A 16,498-nucleotide genomic window follows, 5' to 3' on the forward strand; every position below is an offset into this window, starting at 1 on the left:
CGGTAAACGACTGTTTCCTGTGGCTATTATTCAAATCACTTCAATACTAACTTTCGGAAAATGAAAACAAAAATGAGAACTATGGTATATCCCTTCATGAAGCACTGGAAAGGCTGCCAATGAAGGCAGCCATAATAAATTGGCCAAATTTGAATAACACCAGATTAAACCGCTACTACCGAATCACGTCGTCATAAAATACTTCAAGGTCCATCATCGTGTCATGCCGCTTACGTAGTAGCATCTATTCACCATTCTCTATATTAGTTAGTCAATATTATAAATTAGATCGATCTTATCACGATATGAAAAAATCAATCCAATTGAATCTACACATTAGAGTAAAACTGCTCACTAAGATAAAGTTATTTATTTTCTTCAAAAATGCTGAACAAATCTCTGGCCTCATGAAGTGGTCTTATGTTCTTTTGAAACTCCAAAGCCTCTTCATACGTCTTAAAGTATCTCATTGATCGAAAGCTTTTCTGAGAGGACTTATTTTCAAGTATACATTCCAACTTACCTTGCTCTTTTATACTAGGAATTATATCTGAAATACGCAAATTATATACGCCCATCACTGCAAACAATTCCAGATCTACCTCAAGTAAATTAATATTCTCAGGCTGCACAAATGTAAAACCGGCGGTTTGACTGATTAACCGATCTTTATCAAAATCCTCAGGAGGATCGAATGTAATCGAAGTATACTTAATATTTTCTCTGAACGGCACTTCTTTTACAAAGGACGAGTACAGTTTAATTAACCAGATGTCTTCCTCATCACTAAGAGGCAAATCTAGTGAAAAATGGACTCCCAACTTGTTCTCAACACTTTTCATCTTTTTCCAAAACGTTAATAGTTCATTCAATGTCCCACTCTCTACATCGTTGATTGGCGAAGGGGGTAATCTCATTCCAACTACCTGCCCGTCGCCTTGAATAAATGCCTGATATACTAATAAAACACTTAATAATTCATCGATGGAATTAACTTTTTGGAGATTAAAATTAAAGGAAAATTGAAGTGTTTCTATATCTTCAAGTACTGTCATGGATACCTGCAGACCGTCATTATCTATATTTTTTAATAGCGTTTTATTAAGATCAGCAAGCGGCTGCCTTTGCATAGTTAGAGATCTAGTGTGCCCATATCCAGAAAATTCAACTACGTGAGGTGGCGGGAATGGCTTTGGCTGTAAGTAGAATTCAGTATTTTCACTTGCTAATAAAGGAGCTAATGCCGCTTCATCTAATGGTATCTCGATCCCGTTTATTTTAACTGGCACATTTTTATCAATTTTAAGTTCAGTTTGACTTCTATAGATTATATCGAAGAGTTCCTCCGGTTTGTAGATTCTTAAACTTTCAGGGATTTTGATATTGGCAGACATCTGCATAGCCCTACCTTCACTAGGCACTGCAACAACCAGGTCATTAGCTACTCGCTTATATATAAGACCATCAGGCAACCTTTTGTTGAGAGACTCAACGATTTCTTTTGGGATTATACGACCGTCTGATTTTTTAAATGATTCTTTAAAGTTGGAAAACATGTTTCACCAATCCTTCTCTAATTGAGTAAATACCATAATTTTAGAGATTAGAATATATTTTGTGGTTTGATCAGTGTGTAAATCATTCATGATGAAATGAATTAAATTATCTCGATCTTCAACCGTATCCACGATTAGATATTCAATCTTATCATAATCAAATTTCAACCACAGTTCTTCTTTTTGTTCAATGCCGTCTGAGTATGCATTACATACCACATTGTTCAAATTATTCACCAAAACCGATTGTGGAATTATCAAACTCAAATCTGTATATACATCACTAAAATTGGGGACGAATCTCCATTCCCTCTCATCATGAAAATTCTTAGAAATGTGTTCGAAAGAAGTCCCTCTTTGCTTTGCCATTTCTCCGTTTAATGGTTTGATAAAAAGCAGTTGTGTTGCCAATTGATTATGAAGGATTTCATCCCCAGTACCATCACGCATTTGTTCCATAGCATGTTTGAATGCTGTTTTGAAGTCAGAGAGTAAAGCCGATGAACTATTCATATAACTAATCGGTTGAACACCTTCTTGGATGCCCCACATCTTGCTCATACCAATTCCGTATCGCCCATATCCATCAGAGCTATTGGTGCCTCCCATATGGTACGTTAATTTGTTTAGATGAATATCACAGAAACAAACCATAGGAAATGCAACTTTATCCATCTCGGTCAAATCCAAGTATGTGATATTCTCTTCATAAAATCTCGGAATCATTGCTTTTTTGCTTAATTTACTTTTCAGGTATTCAAGTTTAGGCATGAAATTGAAAAGGACATTCGCACTTTGTCTGTAAGTGTAGTTAGCCTGAGACACCTGTGGAGCTGAGTCCAATAAAATATCACTATACTGTTCAATGGCCATTAGAGTCTCCTATAGATTTTAAGTTATATTGCTAACTGAAAGAATCATTTACTATAAAATTATACCTTATGGATTAAGAGGACGCATTTTGGTTTACATAAGTTTAAAGATATAAGGAAAAATAGAGATAGACACTTTGGGTTAGGCATTAACGTCGAAGAAGCAAAAGAACTTGGTTTTTTTAATAACTATTGACGATACGGGCCTACTGGTCGAAACTCTTTTCCTTCTCATCCAAACTTAGGTCTGGATGGCCGTAATTGAACTGTACGTTATTCTGGCCCTGCAAGGCCCATTTACATGTGTTACGGTACTTAATGAGGTTTTAAGTGATATGCTCAATGCTTAGATTTATATCTAATCGGCAATCGGACTAAGTTTTTGTCCATTCCAGCACGGTTCTGGTCTCGAACCAAGGACAATAACTATAAAGCTAAAGTATGGTCAAATTCTCTGAAATAGGGTAGAATTGTTATCGCTATTTGGTCAGTGAGAAACCACTGTCTTAAACCAATCACAACTTTTGGAGCCAATAGTGGCTTCTGCACAAACGAGCCTCAGTTACTAAGGCTCGTTTTTTGTTGATTCCTTTAAAATATCTTTTTCAGATTCTAACTAAAAGCTTTTCCTTTTTACATCTTTCAACAACAACATTTTACTGCTCTGTTCGATAATTTGATTAACTTACGCTTACACCGCTGTAAAGCGGTTTTACATATACAAAAAAATGAAATAACGTTCTATACAGTACCCGTTCTCTCGACATGTGCCATCATTTCTTATCAGAAGTTTTCCCATCATTCCTACAGCTACCCATTCTGGACGCTCCAACCGAGAAACGTAAGTCTGTAAAGGATCATACTGAGGATTGATTAATGCTGTTTTCAACGTGTGTGATGGGACTGTAACCTCCCCGTTTCCATCTTTTCATGGACGCTCTCCTCATTTCATTTAGTGTATCTGAGGTGGCTTCGAGTGTCCAATTGGATTAGAGGCTTTAAAGATATAAAAGGGGTTCTTAATAAATACATTATGCTAATTCTGCAGAATATGAAGTTTAAAGCTTCACATAATCAATGGTTTGATGCAGCTCTGCCTTCTCCATACTTCCAAAAACATTAAAATCTCTGAGGAACTCATCGAACTTATCCCTCAAATCGATGACCAAGGAGCACTTCGAAGCTCCCCCTCCAGCTTTGTTGTTAACTTTACCGCATACCTACTCTCCGTATAGGACGGATGCTTTCCATATAAAAGCTCGATATTCCATAATGCCTCAACCGTATTTGGCATCTCGCTGACCTGAACATCCGGCGCAAACCATCAAGCCCCTAGAAAAGAAAAAAGACGACCCACCAATTCGAGTCGCCTTCATTCCAACTCAATGCCAGTTTAAAAAATCACGAAACGACCCAAGCAGCTCCGTCAAAATATACCCCGAAAATGAAGGGGAACTAGAGAAGCTGAAGAACAACTGGATCGGACAAACTTCATGAATAAGTATAAATCTTCATAATAAACAGAAAAGTTTCAGCGCTAAGTACACAAGTAGATCTTATATAAACTCGAAGTCATAGCTCACGTTTTTAAAACTTGATGATATGAACAAACACTCTAAACAGCGACCTATTGTAAATCATCACCATAAGATATCATTATTTTAGCCCGGTATCGGTTAGTATTAATCCACATTTACAGGCTCGATCACTTCGAATAAAAATGGATTACCATTTAAATATTCTCTTATGTATGCTTGGGCATACTTTTGTTCATCGATTAAACTGGTTGTTTCTCTTGGATCAGAGGAGTGATGGCAGCAATTCTCGATCATGAACATGACAAAAAAACATTCCAGATCCCGAATATAGTCCGTTTCCAACTTCCTAATACTCTCATAACCTTGGATAAGCATCCATCGATGCTTTGGCCAAAGCTCCAATATGGTGCCTGCCATATCGTAGAGATAATATCCGTACCCACATCTTCCAAAATCAATCGGATAGGGTTCATTATCCTTAAAAACCATATTACCGGTATGTAAATCAGCATGAATGAGCCCATAGTTATGTTCACTTGGATGCATAGTGGTAAGTTGGGATACAACCTTCTCAGCTGCATCTTGATACAGCTTCCATCCCTCTTCGGATAAAAAACGTTCATAGTAAAGTTCCAACTTACCCATTTCACGTTTAAAACTTTCTACTCCCCAAGTAGGTCTTACAAAATCAGAAGGTGGATTGAAATCCTTTGCTGCTGCATGGAGCCTGCTCATCAATACACCTATATTATATGCTTGACTATCTGTAAATTCACCTGCTGCTTTTTCACCCTCTATCCACCGCATCATCGTTACATAAGGGCGCCTATATCCTATCTCTGTTTCGATGTCCAATACATAAATACCATCACAACTTGCCATCCCTTCTGGTACATTTAGATCTTTCGATTTGTTCAGTGCTTGTAACAGTAGGAGTTCCGAACGAATTTCCTCTCTGCTTAATCGGTCCGAATGAATGCGAAGTAAATAATTGTTATCTGTACTGGTTTCAATTTTATACGTGATCGTATCGGATAGTTGAATAAACTGGATGCTATCCCATTCTAAGGCATACTTTCGAATTGCAGATAAAGCGACTTTCCTTGCTCTGATTAATAACGCCCGCCGTTCTTCATCAGTATCAAATCTAAAAAAATCATTCATTTGTTATCCCCCTGCAGTTTTTATGAAGTAAAATCAACTACTTCTTTTATATGTTATTGTAACGATAGTAAAAGCTTAAAAATATGTAGTAAACAATTTAAACTATACTATACACAAAAAAGTCACATTAGAATTTCTTCCAATGCGACTTTTGTTAAACTATTATTTTGTATAAACGATCTTTTTAATAGTATCGCTTGAAAGGCAAAATCGATCTGAAAGTTGATCGATAGTGTCACCATCGAGAAACTTTTGCCGGATTTCATCATTTCTAAGATTCAAAATTTTTCTACTGCCTGAATTTTCACCCCATTTTTTACGCAAACCTTTTGATTTAGGGATGTAAACCAATCCACCGTTCATATACTTTTGTATTTCATTTAGTAGGTGAACCATATGATCGCTAGTGATACGTGGATGAAACACTCGATTTTCAAGCTGAAGACGAGGACGAACTTTTCGGAGATACAAAAACCGGAAATTCTACCCGCACAATTAGCGTAAGTAACGGAATCATAAATGATTTGAGGTACCATGCTTCATGGCAGAATCAAAATAAGATCAATTTAGGGGAGTCAATGTACAGACACGATTTAAATCTGGTCTTGTGCAGGAATGATGGTAGTCCGATGCCTAAATCTAGTTTATTTAATGCTTCGAAGAGAATTTTAAGAAAAGCTGGTTTAAGTGAGGATTTAACAATTCATTCATTGAGACATACCTATGCCGTGATCATGCTTGAAGCTGGGGCTGATATAAAATTTGTACAAGAGCAGCTTGGGCATGGCAGTGTGCAAATTACATCTGATGTGTATGCTCATATTTCCAAGAAGCTAGAAAAGCGGAACATTGATAAATATGAAGAGTACACTTCCCGTATTTTTGGATCAGAAAATCAAAAACCGGGGGACGTTTGGGGGACGTTTGGGGGACGCAACCTCAATAGAAGTGCAATTCCCTCCAAACGTCCCCCGGTTCATTCCTTCAAAACCCCGTAGTTACAAGGTTTTTTCGATTAGTACAACGTGATATATTGATCGCGTTCCCATTGGTGGACTTGTGTACGGTACATATCCCACTCAATTTCTTTCAGCTCGTAGAAGTGAGCCAGGGCGTGGTCGCCGAGAGCATCACAGATAACTTCGCTGCGGATCATTTCGTTCAATGCTTCTTTCAGGTCAGCTGGCAAGCTTGGAATGCCTTCTTCCACACGCTCTTCTTCTGACATGATGTAGATGTTACGGTCAATCGGAGCTGGTAAGGAAAGCTCACGTTTGATTCCGTCCAGGCCTGCTTTCAATAAAACTGCCAAAGCCAAGTAAGGGTTAGCAGCCGGATCCGGATTACGAACCTCAACACGTGTACTCAGACCACGGGAAGCTGGAATACGGATCATTGGGCTACGGTTACTGGCGGACCATGCTACATAACAAGGCGCTTCATAACCTGGTACAAGACGTTTGTATGAGTTCACAGTTGGGTTCGTAATTGCTGCAAACGCACGCGCATGCTTCAAAGTTCCAGCCATGAAGTGACGTGCAGTTTTGCTCAGACCCAGCTCGTCCGACTCGTCTACGAATGCGTTCACTTTACCTTGGAACAAGGATTGGTTACAGTGCATACCGGAACCGTTCATACCAAACAGCGGTTTCGGCATAAAGGTAGCATGTAGACCATGCTGACGTGCAATCGTTTTAACAACGAGTTTGAACGTTTGGATCTGGTCTGCTGCTTTTAGAGCATCAGCATATTTAAAGTCGATCTCATGCTGACCTGGAGCTACCTCATGGTGGGAAGCTTCGATCTCAAAGCCCATTTCTTCAAGTGTGATAACGATGTCACGACGACAGTTTTCACCAAGATCCGTAGGCGCAAGGTCGAAATATCCACCTTGGTCATTCAGTTCGTTAGTCGGGTTTCCTTTTTCGTCTGTTTTGAACAAGAAGAACTCTGGTTCAGGACCGACGTTGAAGGAAGTGAATCCCATTTCTTCGGCTTCTTTCAGGTTTCGTTTCAAGATGCCACGCGGATCTCCTGGAAACGGATTACCATCCGGAAGATATACGTCGCAAATCAGTCGAGCAACACGGTTCTCGGCTACCCAAGGGAAAATGAGCCAAGAATCAAGATCAGGATAGAGGTACATGTCGGACTCTTCAATACGCACATAACCTTCAATGGAAGATCCATCAAACATCATTTTATTGTCCAGAGCCTTGGTAAGCTGGCTCACAGGGATCTCAACGTTTTTGATTGATCCAAGCAGATCGGTAAATTGCAAACGAATGAATCGTACATTCTCTTCTTTTGAGATGCGTAGTATGTCTTCTTTAGTAAAACTCACGATACCCTCTCCCTTTCTTCTCTGCGTATTTGGCTTGCCTGTTATATTTGTACATTAGAATATTGCACGGGTCAAGGAGTCCTCCTACCCAAAAGCAGGATTTCCCCTGACCTACGAGGTTATACGAACTTATTTTTTATTAAAGAATCGGGAAAGCTCTCCCTGGATGAGAGATACTTGTCCAGGTCTCTTACCTGACACCAGTTGTTGTTTAAGCAGACGATGCAGTTGGGAGTCCGACAGCTCTCTGCGTTTCACTTCCGTATCGGCTGTAATAACCGTTGCTTCTTCTGACTCTTTGGATACAGGATTCATCACTTGTTTAATGCCCGCAATGTTAACTCCTTTTTCAATCAGAGCCTTGATTTCCAGCAATCGTTCTACGTCATTGAAAGAGAACAAACGCTGATTACCTGACGTTCTCGCAGGAACAATCAAACTGTGCTGCTCATAATAACGAATCTGACGCGCGGACAGATCCGTTAGTTTCATTACAATACCTATCGGGAATAAGGCCATATTTCTGCGAATTTCGTCACCCATCATTCATCAACCTTCCAGTCATCTATTCTTCACTCTATTGTACATTTAGTTATTACTAAGTGTCAATGATGTGTTAGATAAACTCACAATAATTTACGTTCTTTCATGGTCTGTAATGCCATCAAAACGCCATATTTAACATGAGAGTACGTTAAACCGCCCTGCATATAGCCAATATAAGGCTCACGAATAGGCGCATCTGCAGATAATTCAAGGCTTCCGCCCTGTATAAACGTACCTGCCGCCATGATGACAGGATGCTCGTAACCCGGCATGTCCCACGGTTCAGGAACAACATGGCTATCTACTGCAGCAGCCCGCTGTATTCCTTGCACAAAGGCAATTAAATGCTCGGCCGAACTGAATTGAACAGCTTGAATCAGATCTGTACGTATTTCGTCCCATGCCGGTTTGGTTACAAATCCGGATGCAGCAAACATCGCTGCAGCGAATATACTCCCTTTAATGGCCTGTCCCACAATTGTCGGAGCCATGTAAAGTCCTTGGTAGATGCCACGAGTTGTTCCCAACATCGCACCAACCTCACCGCCAATTCCGGGAGCAGTCAGACGATAGGCTGCCAATTGTACGTACTTTTCCTTCCCGCATATGTATCCTCCGGTTTCCGCCAGACCTCCACCGGGATTCTTAATCAGTGAACCTGCCATCAGGTCTACCCCGATTTCAGTTGGTTCACGTTCCTCCGTGAATTCACCATAACAGTTATCCACAAATACGATGACATCTTCCTTGATCGCCTTTACACGTGCAACCATATCAGCGATTTCTTCAATACAGAAGGAAGATCTCCAATCATATCCTCTGGAGCGCTGAATGCCAATGACTTTTGTCGCTGCATGGATACTTTTCTCTACTGCTGCCCAATCTACTCCGCCATCTTCTAACAAAGCCGTCTCTTGATAACCAATGCCGAAATCCCGTAACGATCCTGTTCCATCACCAGGCTTGCCAATGACTTTATGTAATGTGTCATAGGGCTTACCCGTAATGTACAACAACTCGTCACCTGGACGGAGCACACCGAACAAAGCTGTAGCAATAGTATGTGTACCTGATGCAAAATGCGGACGCACCAGCGCCGCCTCTGCACCAAACACATCGGCATATACTTCATCAAGCACCTCACGCCCGCGATCGTTATACGCGTACCCCGTTGAACCTGCAAAGTGAAAATCACTGACTTTTCTGCGTTGAAAAGCATTGATTACTTTCCACTGGTTATGATCGGTAATGCGATCAATCTGTTGCAATTGCCCCTCAATCTGGCGTTCAACCTGTTGTTGAAGTTCAATAATCTCTGAATCAAAGCTTGCCATCTTGCTTCATTCCCCTTCATAGCACGAATCTGACGTCAAATATCAATTATCGTGTCAACTTATCATACAAATATGTCATCGATGTTACAGTTGTATGAAATCTTCAAGTAAATAACCAAATTTCTCATATTCGCCTTTTTGCAGTTCCACTTCATAAATTACATCATTATCTTCAAATGTGGTCTCAACCACATCACCAATTTTGTAAAGTACAGACGTAAGATCTCCACGCTCAGCCGGAATACGGAACCGTTTCGTGTCCCCGGTCAATTCAGCCTGAATAAGCTCCCGAATTTTCTGCAAGTCATCCGCATCCAGAGCGCTCACTTTGATATGTTCTTTATCCAAAGGAAGCATTTCAAGCTGCTCCGGCGTACAAGCATCCTTTTTGTTATACAATACCAATTGAGGCTTGTCCCCTGAGCCCAGTTGCTGCAAAATGGTGTGTACCGTTTTCATCTGATCTTCACGCATCGCAGACGATGCATCGACCACATGTAATATAAGGTCCGCTTCATTCACTTCCTCCAGCGTTGCACGGAAAGCCGCAATCAGATCATGCGGAAGGTTCTGTATAAAGCCAACCGTATCTGTGAGTACAATTTCTTTACCACTTGGCAGTTCCATCGTGCGCGAGGTTGGATCCAGTGTGGCAAACAGCTGATCTTGAATGTACACATCTGCCGCTGTTAATTGTTTAAGCAAGGTGGATTTACCCGCATTCGTATAACCTACAAGCGCTACCTGAACGATCCCCGTCTTTTTGCGACGCTCCCGGTGCAGCTTGCGATGACGTGTCACTTCTTCCAAATGACGCTTCAAGTCATCAATGCGACCACGAATATGTCGACGATCTGTCTCCAGTTTACTTTCACCCGGACCCCGCGTTCCAATTCCGCCGCCAAGTCTGGACAAATTCTTGCCGTGACCCGACAAACGTGGCAGCAAATAGCTCAACTGAGCCAGTTCAACTTGGATAATACCTTCTCTCGTGTTGGCACGCTGCGCAAAGATATCCAAAATCAGTTGGGTACGGTCAATAATTTTGAGATCCAACGCTTCTTCCAGGTTACGAACTTGAGCACCGGACAGTTCCTGGTCAAAAATAGCTGTTGTTGCTCCCATTTCCTCAGCTACTGCACGAAGTTCTTCCACTTTCCCCTTACCAATGAACCATTTGGTGTCCCGGGTTTTCAGGTTCTGTGACAATACACTCAGCACTTCCACACCTGCCGTCTCGGCGAGCTTTACCAACTCCTCAAGGGAGTACTCCGGGTTAATACCCGAACGTTTGACCTCATCGGTAACCAGACTCACCAACACAGCGCGATCCTTCTTCACCATATCTGTATCATGTGTGCCATTTGTCATCGTGTATATTCACTCCTTCTACTTACGTTTCCGTATATATTCTGTGCCACCATGCTTACATGGCATGCTTTAAGCCGAACCGGTTAACCCGGCCGGCTGCATTAAAAATTATATTATCGCTTACTTTTGCTCAAACTTCAAATCCTCTGTGCGAATGGTCATCAGCTCCAGTTTTCCCGGACTCCCTTGGGTATACTGTTCCAATAGTCGAACTGCCTGATGGCGTATCGATCGTTCAATGGCATTTCGGACATATCGGGCGTTGCTGAACGCATGAAGAGATTCATTTTTTTCCTGAAGCAGATGCTGCTTTAGTTTGAGTATGGTCTGTGGCATGAGAATATAGTCACGTTCCTTGGCCATAATCTCGGAGATTTGAATCAATTGATCAATGCTATAGTCTGGAAATTCAACCTGAATCGGAAAACGGGAAGGTAATCCGGGATTCGTCTGTAGAAAAAAATCAATCTCTTCCGAGTATCCCGCCAAAATGAGGATAAATTGATTCTTATTATCTTCCATTGACTTCACAAGAGTGTCGATCGCTTCCTTCCCAAAATCCTTCTCGCCCCCGCGAGCCAGACTGTACGCCTCGTCAATAAACAAGATTCCACCCAAGGCCTTCTTGACCAAATCCCTCGTTTTCTGTGCCGTATGCCCGATGTATTCCCCGACCAGGTCTGCACGTTCCACCTCAATCAAATGACCCTTACTCAATACACCCATCTTCTGAAAAAGCTTCGCAACAATTCGTGCTACCGTTGTTTTTCCGGTTCCCGGATTGCCTTTGAAAATCATATGATACACGTGCGCCCCACTAATCAATCCAGCCTCGGTACGCATCTGGGCAATCTGTAAGAAAGCATAGATTTCAAATACTAACTCCTTGATATTTTCCAGTCCAACCAGTTGCTCCAATTCACCTTGAATCTCCTGAAAATGCGCATGTTTGGCTAAGCCTTTTGCTGCCTGTATGGCCGTCTCTTCTTCTTTGACCAGCATCTGAGGTTCCTGGTTACGCAAAACAACATTAATTTGTCTGGATGGTCTGCCTCCCGGTTGCCCTCCTGCAGCCATGACCCGTCCGTTCATTCGCCATCACCTCTATTTTATCGGGCTGAACTCTCCTGATTATTAATGTATTCTATCAGGTGCTCTAATATTAGAAGGATGGAGAAGAATTCTGCAACTTTTCCATGACTCAAATCTGAATATTTTTTCGGAACTCCCCATTCTCAAACAGGGTTTGTCTATGCTTCAAGGACAGTTGGAAATATGGAAACACATGTGCATCAATGGCATGCAACAAATCCTTTGCTGTCCTGTTCGCCAGATCATAATCCCCCGTCGTAATGTGCTTACGTGAAAGAGCATCTTCAAGTTCATCCTCGTCCAGCAAAAATATTTCTCCATCTTTGAGGACAACGACATCCAGATACAGATCATCAAACCACGGGACACCCTGATCGGTTATGCCCTGGCTGCGGCATGTATCAATGTACCATTCAACAATCCGCTCCTGATCGTCAAACATGGCCGTAACAACAAAATGCTCGCCTTTCGGATAATACTGCAACCAGGAATAACCTTTATCCGCAATGCAGAAGGTGCTCCCTCCATAGGTTTTCCATAAAGGCTCTTTCAAATCTTGTATCGTATACAACGTAATGTAACCCGTAAAAATTTTGGATTGAACGAACCGGCATGTAAATTGTCGGTTCGTAATCCGGCGCCAGTTCGCGCGGTCCCCGAATTTCCGTTTCATACGAACCCCTCTTTGCCGACCACAGGTCCGTGACCTGCTGATATTGGTGAACAGCGAATAACGTCCGCATTACCGATTCCACAAGTCCCGAAATCCGCTTTGCACAACGTATTACGAATAGTTACAGCTTACCATATTTAAGTTATACACTCAAAATCAAGCTTTGCCTCATCTGTTAGAGCGCTCTCGTTCAACTTCAAATGTTACAAACACCAAAAACCTGCTTCCCCAATATGAGGGGAGCAGGTTTTTGGTTGTAATTATTTAATGCGGCTTATTCTTGTTAACCGCCAGTTCCAGCTTGAGAATCTGTCGGTGCATTCGTTTCTCCACTGTTACCGTTGTTCCCACTATCTGGTGGCGTGACTACTTCACCCGGTGTTGTTACAGACCCATCATTGGAACCTTCACCGGTACCTCCAGGTTCTGTTGTTCCCTGTCCTGGTGGTGTATTTCCTTCTCCGGTCTGTCCGTTCCCTTGACCTGTCCCGCCGTTATTTCCATTATTCCCGTTACCATTGTTGCCATTGTTGCCATTTTCATTTCCATTGCCATTGTTACCCTCAGAACCTCCATTCCCCGGCAAACCGTTGTCTGGATTTTCTGTTCCTGGCTGCTCTGTACCCGGTTCCGTTCCTGGCTCCGTGCCCGTATCTGGCTGTTGTGGTTCCAATTCCTCTGCTTCAATCATCAGCGATATGGTATTGGACGGATCCGTCTCTTGTCCTGAAGCCAGATCATAGGCTGTCACATAATACTCATAAGTGAGACCAGGGAGTGCACTTAGATCCTGCGCACTGGTCGAACCAACAGCATCAATGAGGTGAGTGAACTGTCCCTCAGATGTTTCTTTTCTGTAAATCCGATACTGTGTCGAGGAATCTCCCGTTGAAGTCCAATTCAGCGATACAGTTTGCGTAGATGGATCATACGCACCATTCAAACCACTCACTGAAAGTGTTGGTTGTTCCGGTTCTTTTTCCGGCGGAGGTGTCTGGGCTCCTGCTGGAGCTTTGAAGTCCTTCACAGGAACGCCTTTCAATGCATCCCCCATTACTTTGGCAAAGAACGCAGCTGACAGCTTACTGCTATTCTTGAGCATATGGGTTGCATCGGGATTGTCGTAACCCATCCATACGGCAGCTGTCCATTCTGGCGTGTATCCGACAAACCAAACATCACGGTTGGAACTGTTGCCGGAAATACCACTTTGAACGGTTCCCGTTTTACCTGCAACCGGTCGATCCAGACGCGCCGAACGACCTGTACCGTCATTTACTACATTTTGCAGCATCTGAGTCAGGGAATACGCATTCTGCTCACTCATGACACGCGTTGTTTCCGATTTATCGTGTTTATAGGTCGTTTTCCCCGCGCTATCCTTAATTTCCTTAATGGAATACGCCTGCTGGTACTCACCCAGATTGGCGAATGCGCTATAGGCTTGCGCCATTTCCAGCGTATTCGTACCTTTACTAAGCCCCCCCAGCGCAATCGCCAGGTTTTTGTCTTCATCCGTAAGCTGGATACCTACGCTTTTGGCAAACTGAACACCTGTATTCACACCAATTTTGTTCAGGAGCCATACTGCCGGGATGTTCTCCGATTTTGTAATGGCATCCGTCATGCTAATGGTTGAAGAATACCCATGCAAGTTACCCGGACAGTAATTCCCGAAGCATTGCTTTTCATTACTGAGAGGTGAGTTTGCATTGTAATTACCTGATTCAAGAGCCGGTGCATAACTCACAATCGGTTTGAATGCCGATCCAGGCTGTCTGCGGCTCTGTGTTACCCGGCTATAGCCCTTCGTTTGATAATCCCGTCCGCCCAGCAAGGCGACAAGACTGCCATTTTCATGGTTCATAATTACCATGGAGCCTTGAACCTGCTGATCATCTTTGCTTGACTCAAACAAACTATCATCCGAGAACGCACTCTCCATGGCTGTTTGAGCCTGAGCATCCATCGTCGTGTAAATTTTGTACCCGCCGATATTCAGATCATCCTCCGTTTTACCAGTCACTTTCTCTGCTTCACGAAGAACATAGTCGATAAAGGCTTGATATTTCTGCTCTTTCTCAGGCGGTGTATAATCATAATCTACTTCTTTGGCTTCATCCATTTCCGCCTTGGTGATGTAACCTTGCTCATACATCAGCTGCAATACCACACCACGACGGGCCTTGGAATCGTTGGGATTGCTCAGCGGGTTATAGGCAGAAGGCCCTTTAGGCATCGCAGCCAGCGTAGCAATTTGCCAAATCTTCAGCTCATTAAGGTCAGACACCCCAAAATAAAATTCAGACGCTGCCTTAATTCCATAACGCTGATGACCAAAGAAAATCCGGTTCAGATACATCGTCAGAATTTCGTCTTTTGTGTACTTGCGTTCCAATGCCATTGCAATGGAAACCTCCGTCGCTTTACGGAAGAAGGTCTTGTCACGGGACAAGAACATATTTTTCGCAAGCTGCTGTGTCAGCGTACTGCCACCTTCCACCATGGAGCGGGCCATGACGTCTTTTACCGCCGCACGTCCGATGGACCAGATATCCACGCCCTGATGCTCGTAGAATCGTTTATCCTCCGTAGCAACAAAAGCTTCCTTTACTAAATCCGGAATATCTTCTTCTTTGACCGGCTCCAGCTTCTGAATGGACAACTCGCCCATTAACTGGCCGTTGCGGTCATATACTTTTGAAGTTTCATTAATTGTTGTTTTGTCCATGTTGGCTTTGAGCAGATTTTCGCCACTCACCATAATAAATAAATATCCACCCAGTGCACAGAATATGGCGATGGCCATGGTGAAAAACAGTGTCCATCCAACGCGTTTACCCGTAATTTTTTTCTTTTTAGAGGTCTTTGGCTTCGCTTTTTTGGTTGACTTGTTATTACTGTTGCGATTGTTAGACCTCGACAACGGATCGTTTGGCATGTTACCTCCTGACTCCCTTTCAATTGCATAATTTCTATTCGTCTGCTGGCTCAAGCTCCATTGAGCTTATTTTGCCCGGAATGAAAAGAACAACCCTTATTCAGGTTGCTCTGTTTCAATTCCTATACTTGTAGACGAAATGGTTGATAAAAAGGTTTCGTAATTTTTTAAGCTTCGCCGCTATTATCTTGCTGCATCAGCGATACGCTGCGTTGCGGCGTGAACGTGGAGATGGCGTGCTTGTAGACCATTTGCTGGCGTCCGTCGCTGTCAATGACGATCGTAAAATTGTCAAATGCCTTGATCGTTCCGCGGATTTGAAAGCCATTGGTCAGATAGACCGTAGCTGGAATGTTTTCTTTCCGCAGTTGGTTCAAGAACGTATCTTGGATGTTGATGGACTTGTTCATTAGCCGTACCCCCATTGGTTCATTTGAATTCGTGATTAAGTAATATTCAATATCGCTGAGTAGCTTTCGTGCTATTATATCATGAACGGATTCATATAATCCACAAAAACCCCTTACCTGCTATTTTGCACCTATGCCTGAGCTTCGCTTGCAACTAGAAGACTTATCCATTATACACCGCTTGTCAGAATTGCAAAAGAGGGACAAATTCTACCTTTCCCCACGATTCCCTTCTAATTTTCCGGATCTGTATACGGTTTCTCTTTTTCTCTGAATAACGTAATATTTTTCCGATTTTTTCTATCATTGATTAAGAGTTTCAGGTATGTATTGGTATTGATTAGAACGATAATTAACCAAATTAAGGCGATAAGACCTCCAATGGCAAAGCCAATTCCAAATAACCCTGAGAAAAAGAGATATAAACTTGCCAATCCGCTCGGTTCTGCACTCATAAAATCTTCCCCCTTCCCACTTTAGCTTAGAATCAAAATCAATTAGCCTGTCATTTGAATACATTTTAATATTTATGTTATTTTTTCACAATGAGTTTCTTTGTTTAAATTTGTATAGATCTCCGATTATTTCCTCATATATTGACATTGTTTTATATAAAAAAGTAAAAACCTCTACCTTTTATTGCTAAAAGATAGAGGT

At 42.3% G+C, this 16,498-nt stretch carries 14 protein-coding genes and 1 pseudogene; 1 reads left to right on the plus strand and 14 read right to left on the minus strand.

Annotated features, from left to right (window positions below):
- Positions 1–365: 365 nt before the first annotated feature.
- The 5 genes and pseudogenes from BMY78_RS15025 to BMY78_RS33360 form a co-directional block, all read right to left on the minus strand.
- Complete coding sequence (locus BMY78_RS15025) at positions 366–1,556, minus strand: abortive infection system toxin AbiGii family protein (RefSeq protein WP_090900081.1); 1,191 nt, start codon at positions 1,554–1,556, stop codon at positions 366–368.
- Positions 1,557–1,559: 3 nt separating this feature from the next.
- Positions 1,560–2,429 (minus strand): abortive infection system antitoxin AbiGi family protein, encoded by an 870-nt coding sequence (locus tag BMY78_RS15030; protein WP_090900084.1) that lies wholly within the window; start codon positions 2,427–2,429, stop codon positions 1,560–1,562.
- Between the two features lie 711 nt (positions 2,430–3,140).
- A pseudogene (locus BMY78_RS33780) lies at positions 3,141–3,329 on the minus strand (peptidase G2 autoproteolytic cleavage domain-containing protein); the annotation flags it as partial.
- A gap of 781 nt (positions 3,330–4,110) precedes the next feature.
- Positions 4,111–5,130, minus strand: a complete 1,020-nt coding sequence (locus BMY78_RS15040; protein WP_090900090.1) for a phosphotransferase enzyme family protein — start codon at positions 5,128–5,130, stop codon at positions 4,111–4,113.
- A 162-nt stretch (positions 5,131–5,292) separates the two neighbouring features.
- Positions 5,293–5,526, minus strand: a complete 234-nt coding sequence (locus BMY78_RS33360) for a CD3324 family protein (protein WP_090900093.1) — start codon at positions 5,524–5,526, stop codon at positions 5,293–5,295.
- 17 nt (positions 5,527–5,543) lie between these two features.
- Between BMY78_RS33360 and BMY78_RS15050 the strand changes: the two genes are divergently transcribed.
- On the plus strand, positions 5,544–6,128 hold the full coding sequence (locus BMY78_RS15050) for a tyrosine-type recombinase/integrase (protein WP_256222143.1): 585 nt from the start codon (positions 5,544–5,546) through the stop codon (positions 6,126–6,128).
- 17 nt (positions 6,129–6,145) lie between these two features.
- Here BMY78_RS15050 and glnA read toward each other — a convergent pair whose 3' ends face one another.
- The 9 genes from glnA to BMY78_RS15095 all read right to left on the minus strand — a co-directional run bounded on the left by glnA (position 6,146) and on the right by BMY78_RS15095 (position 16,296).
- The gene (gene glnA / locus BMY78_RS15055; protein ID WP_090900096.1) at positions 6,146–7,474 is read right to left on the minus strand and encodes a type I glutamate--ammonia ligase; all 1,329 of its coding nucleotides are present in this window, start codon (positions 7,472–7,474) and stop codon (positions 6,146–6,148) included.
- A 129-nt stretch (positions 7,475–7,603) separates the two neighbouring features.
- Positions 7,604–8,017 (minus strand): MerR family transcriptional regulator, encoded by a 414-nt coding sequence (locus BMY78_RS15060; protein ID WP_063563200.1) that lies wholly within the window; start codon positions 8,015–8,017, stop codon positions 7,604–7,606.
- A gap of 83 nt (positions 8,018–8,100) precedes the next feature.
- A complete protein-coding gene (locus BMY78_RS15065; protein ID WP_090900099.1) occupies positions 8,101–9,354 on the minus strand; it encodes a methionine gamma-lyase family protein in 1,254 nt (417 codons plus the stop codon).
- An 84-nt stretch (positions 9,355–9,438) separates the two neighbouring features.
- Positions 9,439–10,725, minus strand: a complete 1,287-nt coding sequence (gene hflX, locus BMY78_RS15070; RefSeq protein ID WP_076289089.1) for a GTPase HflX — start codon at positions 10,723–10,725, stop codon at positions 9,439–9,441.
- Between the two features lie 120 nt (positions 10,726–10,845).
- On the minus strand, positions 10,846–11,817 hold the full coding sequence (locus BMY78_RS15075) for an AAA family ATPase (RefSeq protein ID WP_090900102.1): 972 nt from the start codon (positions 11,815–11,817) through the stop codon (positions 10,846–10,848).
- A gap of 109 nt (positions 11,818–11,926) precedes the next feature.
- Positions 11,927–12,490 carry a ribonuclease FAU-1 family protein gene (locus BMY78_RS15080; RefSeq protein ID WP_024630470.1) on the minus strand — a complete coding sequence of 188 codons (564 nt, stop codon included), beginning with the start codon at positions 12,488–12,490 and terminating at the stop codon, positions 11,927–11,929.
- A gap of 283 nt (positions 12,491–12,773) precedes the next feature.
- A complete protein-coding gene (locus BMY78_RS15085) occupies positions 12,774–15,431 on the minus strand; it encodes a penicillin-binding protein 1A (protein ID WP_090900105.1) in 2,658 nt (885 codons plus the stop codon).
- A gap of 167 nt (positions 15,432–15,598) precedes the next feature.
- Entirely contained in the window at positions 15,599–15,841 is a 243-nt protein-coding gene (gene hfq / locus BMY78_RS15090; protein ID WP_017687918.1) for an RNA chaperone Hfq, read from the minus strand.
- A 233-nt stretch (positions 15,842–16,074) separates the two neighbouring features.
- Positions 16,075–16,296: a hypothetical protein gene (locus BMY78_RS15095; RefSeq protein WP_090900108.1), complete on the minus strand. Its 222-nt coding sequence runs from the start codon at positions 16,294–16,296 to the stop codon at positions 16,075–16,077.
- Positions 16,297–16,498 lie beyond the last annotated feature (202 nt).

Origin of the sequence: Paenibacillus sp. OK076 (genome assembly GCF_900110055.1) — a bacterium.
GTDB lineage: Bacteria > Bacillota > Bacilli > Paenibacillales > Paenibacillaceae > Paenibacillus.